Genomic DNA, 8,572 nt, shown 5'->3' with positions numbered 1-8,572 from the left:
CGTGGGCGGCGGTTCCAACGCAGGATATCTCAATGAGCTGACTGCAAAGGCAACAAAGAAAGAAATCCATGCAGGTCCAGGAGAGGCAACTGCAATCGGAAATATCACAGCACAGATGCTGAAAGCAGAAGAGTTTAAAACCATTGAAGAGGCTCGTACTATCATTCATGAATCCTTTGGTGTAAAAGTTTATAAATAATAAAAAGGGGAACAGGGTATTGACTCTGTTCCTTTTGTGTCTGTGATAATAAGAAAAAAATTTCAACCGGGAGGTTTTAATTTTATATATCTGAGAAGGTTGTCTGAAAAAAATGAATCGTATATAATGAGGTTAAAAGGTGTTTGGAAAATCATTCGTTACTGTGAACGGAGTGAACAGTAACGTTTGGCTGTGAGAAAGGAGTCAACGGCGAGGGAATATGTTGACTATCATGGGGTTTCAAAGTATAATGATGGCTGGTGAATTGGGCGGAAATACAGGGTGATTCATCAGAGGTAAGTGATTGATTTTAATAGATAAAGGCAGGTTATATATGAATACAATTAGTGTGGAAGAGCTGGAGAAGATTGATTCTTCTAAGATTACGATCGTGGATGTGCGGCCGGCGGATCAGTACAGCAGGGGATCTTTTCCGGGGGCAGTGAATATTCCGCTGGATGAGTTTGAGGAAAGAATGGAGTCTGTGGACAGGGAGAAGATGGTGTATGTTCTCTGCCATACGGGGGACAGAAGCCGGGACTGTGTGGAGAAGCTGAGTGATGCAGGGTATGAGGCTGTGAATATTGAAGGTGGATATCGTGCGTATCTGAGACTTTCTCTGAGCCGTTTTATGGAGAATGATGCTAAGGAGCAGAAGGAACTGAAGACGAAGGAGATTGAGCACAGTATTATCAAGACGTTCAGAAAGACAGTCTGGAGACCGTTTACCAAGGCTTTGAATGAGTATCAGCTGATCCAGGAGGGAGATAAGATTGCTGTCTGTATTTCAGGTGGTAAGGACTCTATGCTGATGGCGAAGCTGCTTCAGGAGCTGAAGCGTCATGGGAAGATTCATTTTGAACTGGTGTTTCTGGTAATGAATCCGGGCTATAATGCGGATAACTGGAAGATTATTCAGGATAATGCAGAGCTTCTGGGAATTCCTCTTACGGTTTTTGAAAGTGATATTTTTGATACAGTGGCAGAAATTGAGAATAATCCCTGTTACCTGTGTGCGAGAATGAGACGTGGTTATCTGTATTCTCATGCCAAGGAGCTGGGATGTAATAAGATTGCGCTGGGACATCATTTTGATGATGTGATCGAGGACAATCCTCATGGGTATGCTGTACAGTGGTAAGGTGGAGACTATGATGCCGAAGCTGCACAGTCAGAATTTTGAGGGAATGGAACTGATCCGTCCCATGTATCTGATCAAGGAATCTGCGATCAAGGCATGGAGAGATACTAATGGGTTGCACTTCATTCAGTGTGCATGCCGTTTCACCGAGAACTGTGTAAGCTGTGGGGGCGGACGTGGTTCCAAGCGTGATGAGATGAAAGAGTTGGTTGCACAGTTTAGAAATACAAGTAGTGTGATCGAGACGAATATCTTTAACAGTGTGCGGGATATTAATCTTCGTACTGTTATGGGATATCATAAAGATGGAGAATATTATAATTTCCTGGATGACTATGATCAGCGTGGAAATAAGGGCGTTGATAAGGATAAAGAATGATAACAGCAAAATCTTCATTTGTGGAAGAGAAATACACTGCTCAGTATTATAGTGGGAACGGTTGTCTGTATGTTTCTGGTGCAGGTGGTGTTCTAAAAGGAGGAATCCATGACCTTACAGGAAATTCTTGAAAGTGTAAAAAGTGGTTCGGTATCTGTGGAAGAGGCAGAGAGAATCCTTAAGAAAGAAAGTTATGAAGAAATGGGGTATGCGAAGCTGGATACAAGCCGTAAGGCAAGAACCGGTTTCGCAGAAGTAATCTACTGCAGTAATAAGGCAGATGAACATCTTCTGAATATTTTTGAAAGATTATACAGAGAAGACGGCGAGGTATTCGGAACCAGAGCTTCCCAACATCAGTATGAACTGGTGAAGGAGAAGTTTCCGGAAACAGAATATGATCCGATCTCACGCATCTTAAAAGTTGAGAAGAAAGATAAGAAGCGTATTGGTAAGATCGCCGTGTGTTCAGCAGGAACTGCAGATATTCCGGTTGCTGAGGAAGCTGCACAGACAGCGGAATATTTTGGCACAAATGTTGAACGGATTTATGATGTGGGAGTCAGCGGAATGCATCGTTTATTCTCCAGACTGGAGACGATCCAGAGTGCGAACTGTGTAATTGCAGTTGCGGGAATGGAGGGAGCTCTTGCCAGTGTGATGGGCGGTCTGGTGAGCAGACCGGTGATCGCAGTACCGACTTCTGTGGGTTATGGTGCAAGTATGCATGGTCTTTCGGCACTTCTTACCATGATCAATTCCTGTGCGAACGGGATTGCTGTGGTGAATATTGATAACGGCTACGGTGCCGGCTATCTGGCAACACAGATTAACCGTCTGGCAGCAGGTACAGATGAGAAAGGAAATTGATTATGGGAAAAACATTATATCTGGAATGTTATTCAGGGATAAGTGGTGATATGACGGTTGCGGCTCTTCTTGATCTGGGAGCTGACCGCTCAGTGCTGGACAGGGTGCTGAAGAGTCTTAAGGTATCAGGATTTGAGACAAAGATCAGCAGAGTTGTAAAGTCCGGAATAGATGCATGTGATTTTGATGTTGTGCTGGATAAAGAGCATGAAAATCATGACCATGATATGGAATATCTGCATGGACATCATCATGAAGGTCGTGAGTGCAATCACGCCCATGGCACAGGAACAGCGCAAGACCATCACCATCACGAACACCGTGGAATAAAAGAAATTACCTATATTATAGAGCATAGCGCAATGACTGAGAATGCAAAGAAGATCGCATTGCGTATATTTGAAATTCTTGCAGAGGCAGAGAGTAAAGCACACAATGTGCCTGTGGATCAGGTGCATTTTCATGAGGTGGGAGCAGTGGACTCTATTGTGGATATTGTGTCTGTGGCAGTCTGCCTGGATAATCTGGATGTTACAGAGGTGATCGTTCCTGTTCTCTGCGAGGGACGTGGAACTGTCCGTTGTCAGCATGGCATCCTGCCAATCCCGGTTCCGGCAGTTGCAAATATAGTAAGTGCCAATCATTTACATCTGAAAATGACAGAGGTAGAAGGTGAACTTGTAACGCCTACAGGTGCGGCGATAGTGGCAGCAGTGAAAACAAAGGATAAACTTCCGGAAACATTTGAAATCCAGAAGATTGGAATCGGTGCAGGTAAACGCCAGTATGAGTGTCCTGGGATCTTAAGGGCAATGATCATATCAGAAAGCACAGAGCAGGCTAAAGGAAGAGATAAAGTAAAGGCTCAGACAGAAGAATTCAAAAACCCGGAAATCAGAAATAATCCGAAAGCTGAAAATCAGGAAACCAAAGATACGATTATCAAGATGGAGACAAACATTGATGACTGCAGTGGAGAAGTTCTGGGATTTGTCATGGAACGTCTGATGAAAGCCGGTGCCAGAGATGTGCATTATGTGCCTGTTTTTATGAAAAAGAACAGACCTGCATGGGTTCTGAATGTGATCTGTAAGGAAGAAGATATGGAAATGCTTCAGAATATTATTTTTGAAGAAACTACTACGATTGGAATTCGTTATAGCAGAATGGAACGTACGATTCTTCCCAGAGAAACGAGAACTCTTCCGACTCCATGGGGAGAAGTTCTGGCAAAGGTATGCACTTTGAATGGAAAAGAGCAGCTTTATCCGGAATATGAGAGCGTTGCACAGTTGAGCAGAGAGAAAGAGATCCCGTTTACAGAAATTTACCGTTATATTGTTTTGGCAAATAAAGATAAAGAATAACAATGTAAAAGAAAACAGTCACATACTTGAGTGAATATCTCAACATTCATCAGATGTATGTGACTGTTTCTTTTTATTATTTTTATGAGGTGACTTCTGGTTCAGTTCTATCTGCTACCTGGTACTTTTTGCAATTCAGGCAGGGAAAGTTGTCTGATTCGGTTAAATTACAGAGTACTTACACCGTCATCATCATAACGGTCATATTCAGCTCCCTCATATCCGATCATGCGGATAGTAGCAGGATCGATATCCTTTACTGTCTGCGCAACATCAGCAACCGGGATTGCTTTTCCTTTGCGAATAAACAGTGGAACTTCATTCAGGGCAACTTCTACATAGTGGTGGCCTTTTTCAAGAATTTCCTGAGAAATTGTTCCATCCGGCAGGAATTTTACGAACATCATTTCTTCCGGCAGATATACATAGCGGCCTTTTGCATTCTGTGTATAAACAGGTGCGATCATGATTTCGTTTCCGAGAAGAAGCTGATCTTCTACCTGAGTTGCGAATGCATCGTCTGTGTAGTCAAATGCCAGCGGACGGAACATCATGTCGTCGTTTAATGCTGCTTTCATGTATTCACTGTACAGATATGGAATAAGGCGATATCTGACACCGATCACATGGCGGAAGTCTTCGATATTTTCAAACTGGTAAGCTTCCTGTTCTCTGGTTCCCAGAGCGGAGTGGTTTCTCATAAGAGGTGTGAATACACCAAGTGCCAGCCAGCGCAGTACCAGATCACGTGTGGTATCTGCACCGAAACCGCCCAGATCTGCACCTGTGTAAAGGAAACCGCACATATTCAGGGATGGAAGCATCTTTAAGTTCAGAAGGATGTGTGACCACCAGGATTTATTGTCTCCCATCCAGATTCCGCCGTATCTGTGCATTCCCACATAGGAGGAACGGGAGAACATCAGGAAACGTTTGCCAGGTGCGATTTTTTCAAATGCTTCACCTGCTGCACGGGTCATGTTATAGCCAAACAGGTTATGTACCTTGTCGTGGCGGATTTTCTGACCGTTTACATTGTGATAGAAGCGTTTGTAATCTTCCGGATTGTTTGCAAGGGCGTTTACTTTATCACCGAGTGTAAATCCAGGTGCTTCTTCCTTGTCCATGAAGTTGTCTTTGATGTATTCTTTTAATTCAGCAACGCCTTCCGGTGTACAGAACATTGCAGGTTCGTTCATGTCATTCCAGAAACCGTCGATTCCTTTGGAAATGAGACGTTCGTATTTCTGTCCGAACCATGCTCTGGCATCTGCGTTCAGGACATCCGGGAAATGAGTCCAGCCTGGCCATACAGCGGAAACGAAATCACTGCCGTCTTCACGTTTGCAGAAGTAGTTCTTCTCAACGCCTTCTTCATAAACATCATAGCCAGCCTCTACTTTGACACCAGCATCGATGATCGGGACAAGGTGGATACCTTTTTCTTTCATTTCATTGACATAGGCCTCAAAGTCAGGGAAGTTTTCCTGATTGACTGTGAAATCTTTGTAGTCTTCCATGTAATCGATATCCATGTATACCATATCGATCGGAATATTGTTTTCACGATATCCGTCAGCGGCTTTTCTGAAATCGTCAGCAGTTGTATATCCCCAGCGGCTCTGACCGAAACCAAATGCGAATTTAGGCGGGATATAGCTTCTTCCGATGATTTTGCGGAACTGTTTTACGATATCGTAAGGGGTTTCACCCTCGATCACATACAGATAAAGATTTGCATCCTCACAGGTGATCTTTAACTGGGAAGAGAGTGTGTAACCGATATCAAACTTCAGTTTTCCGGGATAATCAACGAAGAGACCGAAAGTCTGTTTTCCGGAGATTACGAGGAAGTTGTGTGCTCCGTAGAGGGAGATTTTATCTTCTGTATGGTTTGGCTGGTCGGAACAGTTGCTTTCATAAACGTATCCACGTTTGTTGATTCCGCGGCTTGATTCGCCCAGACCATAGACAACATCGTTGTCATCCATATCATAAGTAAAAGAGAAGCCGTTCTCTGTGGAGATAGTTCCGTATGCAGGAGTTCCCTCAGAAGCCGGGATAGAAGTTACGATGGCATCGGTTTCAAATGGGGTCCCGTAAGTATATTTCTGAATCATTTTGTCATGTCCTCCTTAGGTTGAAAAGTGTTAAATTAATGACTGAAACGCTTAAGTGCTATTGGAAAATACACATATGTTTTCCTTGATTTCATATTTACAATAATAGAGGTTTGGGTGAGGAAATGCTACTGAAATTATGACAAATTTATACGTTATTTTGACTTTTGCTCAAACTGTGAAGCAGTGATATGGGTATGGCAAGCAGTGGAGCGGCTGATCGTATCTGTTTGCGCTGTTAACTTATTGTGCTTTAATGCTTTATCTTAATAGAATTTTTCTGTACATACGGTGAAAAAAGTGCTAAACTGTTATTATTACACGAAAGAAAGGTTTATTTAACATGCTTCAGACAATTGAATCCATCAATAACGTCGTAAATAATTTTATCTGGGGTGTCCCGGCTATGATCTGTATTATCGGCGTAGGGCTTTACCTGAGCCTGCGGACCGGTTTTGTCCAGATCCGCAAATTCCCGTATGCGCTTAAAACCACACTGGGAAGAATTTTTAAGAAAAAAGAAGCCTCTGACGGTTCCATGACACCTTTCCAGGCAGTCTGTACTGCACTGGCAGGTACAGTAGGTACTGGAAATATCGCCGGTGTTGCCGGAGCTATCGCCATCGGCGGACCGGGAGCTGTATTCTGGATGTGGGTTTCCGCGCTCCTTGGAATGTGCACGAAATTTACAGAGGTTACCCTGGCAGTACATTTCCGTGAGAGAAACAGACATGGGGATTATGTAGGCGGACCTATGTATTATATTAAGAACGGATTGGGAAAGAATTGGAGATTTCTTGCAGTTCTTTATTCTGCATTCGGTGTACTGACTGTATTTGGAACAGGTAATGCTACTCAGGTAAATACTATTACAACAGCAATTGATACAGCTCTTATTAATTTTAATGTGATCTCAGAGTCTTCCACAGGCAGACTGAATCTAATCCTTGGAATTGTGATCACGCTGCTGGTTGGTATGGTACTGCTGGGTGGTATCAAGCGAATTGGAAGTGTTTCCGAGAAGCTGGTGCCGTTTATGGCATTGTTTTATATTGTACTTGCATTGGGCGTTGTGATCTTAAATATCGGAAGAGTTCCGGCAGTTTTCCATGATATTGTTTATGGAGCCTTTAATCCGTCAGCAGTGACAGGCGGTGTGATCGGAAGCTTTTTCCTCAGTATGAAAAAGGGTGTTTCCAGAGGTATTTTCTCCAATGAAGCCGGACTTGGTACAGGGTCTATCGCTCATGCCTGTGCAGATACAAGCAAGCCTGTAAAACAGGGTATGTTTGGTATCTTTGAGGTATTTGCAGATACGATCGTGATCTGTACTCTGACAGCACTTGTGATCCTTGTAAGCGGCGTGCCGGTAAATTACGGTGCAGCGGCAGGTGCAGAACTTACAATTTCCGGATTTACTTCTACATATGGAGGCTGGGTTTCCATCTTTACGGCAGTTGCCATGTGCTGCTTTGCATTCTCAACGATTATCGGATGGGGACTTTACGGAGCACGCTGCATTGAATTCTTATTCTCTGCAAAAGTTATCCGCCCATTTATGATCGCCTATTCATTAGTAGCAATCCTTGGCGCAACTGTAGATCTGGGACTTCTCTGGAGTATTGCTGAGACATTCAACGGTCTCATGGCAATCCCCAACTTAATTGGTGTATTCCTGCTTTCAGGAACCGCCATTACACTTACAAAAGAGTATTTCGCACAGAAATGATAAAAACAGTCTGGAGAGTTTTCTTCAGGCTGTTTATTAGTTTACCTGATGCTTGATGTTAGGTTATTGTTCAGACCCTTGCATAGGGCATTAGTAAAAATGACGAATTTTAAATTTTTTTATTGATGTTATGTACTGTTTTTTATCCGTCATTTTTACTTTATCCACAACCACCCGGATTCGCTTTTTTGCGGCTTTTCCCTTATAATGTGTATATAGATTTCAACGATTTCAGGAGGGAAGTGAGTGGACATTGAACTTATTCTATTCACTTCCCTTTTGTATTTCATCAGGAGAAAGCAGGCATAGAATATTTTTACCATAAAAATGTGATGATCCAACTATGATCTGACAGAAAAATAACAGATTAAAATATAAATCAGCTGTTCTTTAAGTGAAAATGTTTTCAGTACTTCGTTCTTCCATACATCTTCGGGATAAACATCGCCCAGATAAGTATCCCGTCCACAGTACAGTCCATAAAGAAGCAGCCTTTTTCCCTCTCGGACAGCCTCCGGTTCCATGATTAGTCCCCAGCGAAGCTGATCCATCAGATGAAGATAAAGAGACACACATAAAACCAGATTGCTGTTTCTGTTTCGCGATAGAAGTATTCCTTCCAGCTCAGAAGCTTTCTTAAAACGAATATTGTATGCATGAAAAAGAATCTCATGCTCTGTATAAAAATCCCACAGAGTTCCCGGGGTGATTCCATATCTGCCAGTACGAACAAGAACCTGAAACTGTCTCGGACCACAGGCAGCTGT

Annotated in this window: 5 protein-coding genes and 2 pseudogenes; 5 read left to right on the top strand and 2 right to left on the bottom strand. The window is 42.9% G+C overall.

Annotation, left to right across the window (positions count from 1 at the left end):
- The 4 genes and pseudogenes from AC075J_RS05360 to larC all read left to right on the top strand — a co-directional run.
- Positions 1 to 199, top strand: a pseudogene (locus tag AC075J_RS05360) (rhamnulokinase); the annotation flags it as partial.
- A gap of 334 nt (positions 200 to 533) precedes the next feature.
- Positions 534 to 1,719 (top strand): annotated as a pseudogene (locus AC075J_RS05355) (PP-loop family protein).
- A 108-nt stretch (positions 1,720 to 1,827) separates the two neighbouring features.
- Positions 1,828 to 2,589, top strand: coding sequence for a nickel pincer cofactor biosynthesis protein LarB (larB, locus tag AC075J_RS05350; RefSeq protein WP_020993373.1), 762 nt, complete (start codon positions 1,828 to 1,830; stop codon positions 2,587 to 2,589).
- 2 nt (positions 2,590 to 2,591) lie between these two features.
- A complete protein-coding gene (larC, locus tag AC075J_RS05345) occupies positions 2,592 to 3,956 on the top strand; it encodes a nickel pincer cofactor biosynthesis protein LarC (protein ID WP_118616914.1) in 1,365 nt (454 codons plus the stop codon).
- 167 nt (positions 3,957 to 4,123) lie between these two features.
- Here the strand turns inward: larC and AC075J_RS05340 are convergent, their stop codons facing one another.
- Complete coding sequence (locus tag AC075J_RS05340) at positions 4,124 to 6,076, bottom strand: glycoside hydrolase family 31 protein (RefSeq protein ID WP_476390115.1); 1,953 nt, start codon at positions 6,074 to 6,076, stop codon at positions 4,124 to 4,126.
- 343 nt (positions 6,077 to 6,419) lie between these two features.
- On the opposite strand from AC075J_RS05340, the gene AC075J_RS05335 reads away from it, so the two are divergent.
- On the top strand, positions 6,420 to 7,805 hold the full coding sequence (locus AC075J_RS05335) for an alanine/glycine:cation symporter family protein (RefSeq protein WP_329285142.1): 1,386 nt from the start codon (positions 6,420 to 6,422) through the stop codon (positions 7,803 to 7,805).
- Positions 7,806 to 8,146: 341 nt separating this feature from the next.
- On the opposite strand, the gene AC075J_RS05330 is transcribed toward AC075J_RS05335, so the two are convergent.
- The coding region (locus AC075J_RS05330) for a hypothetical protein (protein ID WP_476390114.1) at positions 8,147 to 8,572 on the bottom strand (426 nt) is incomplete at its 5' end.

Source organism: Blautia sp. ZXY-1-C6, from assembly GCF_056339875.1.
The sequence above is the reverse complement of the archived record's forward strand: the minus strand, read 5'-3'. Positions and strand labels throughout refer to the sequence as shown.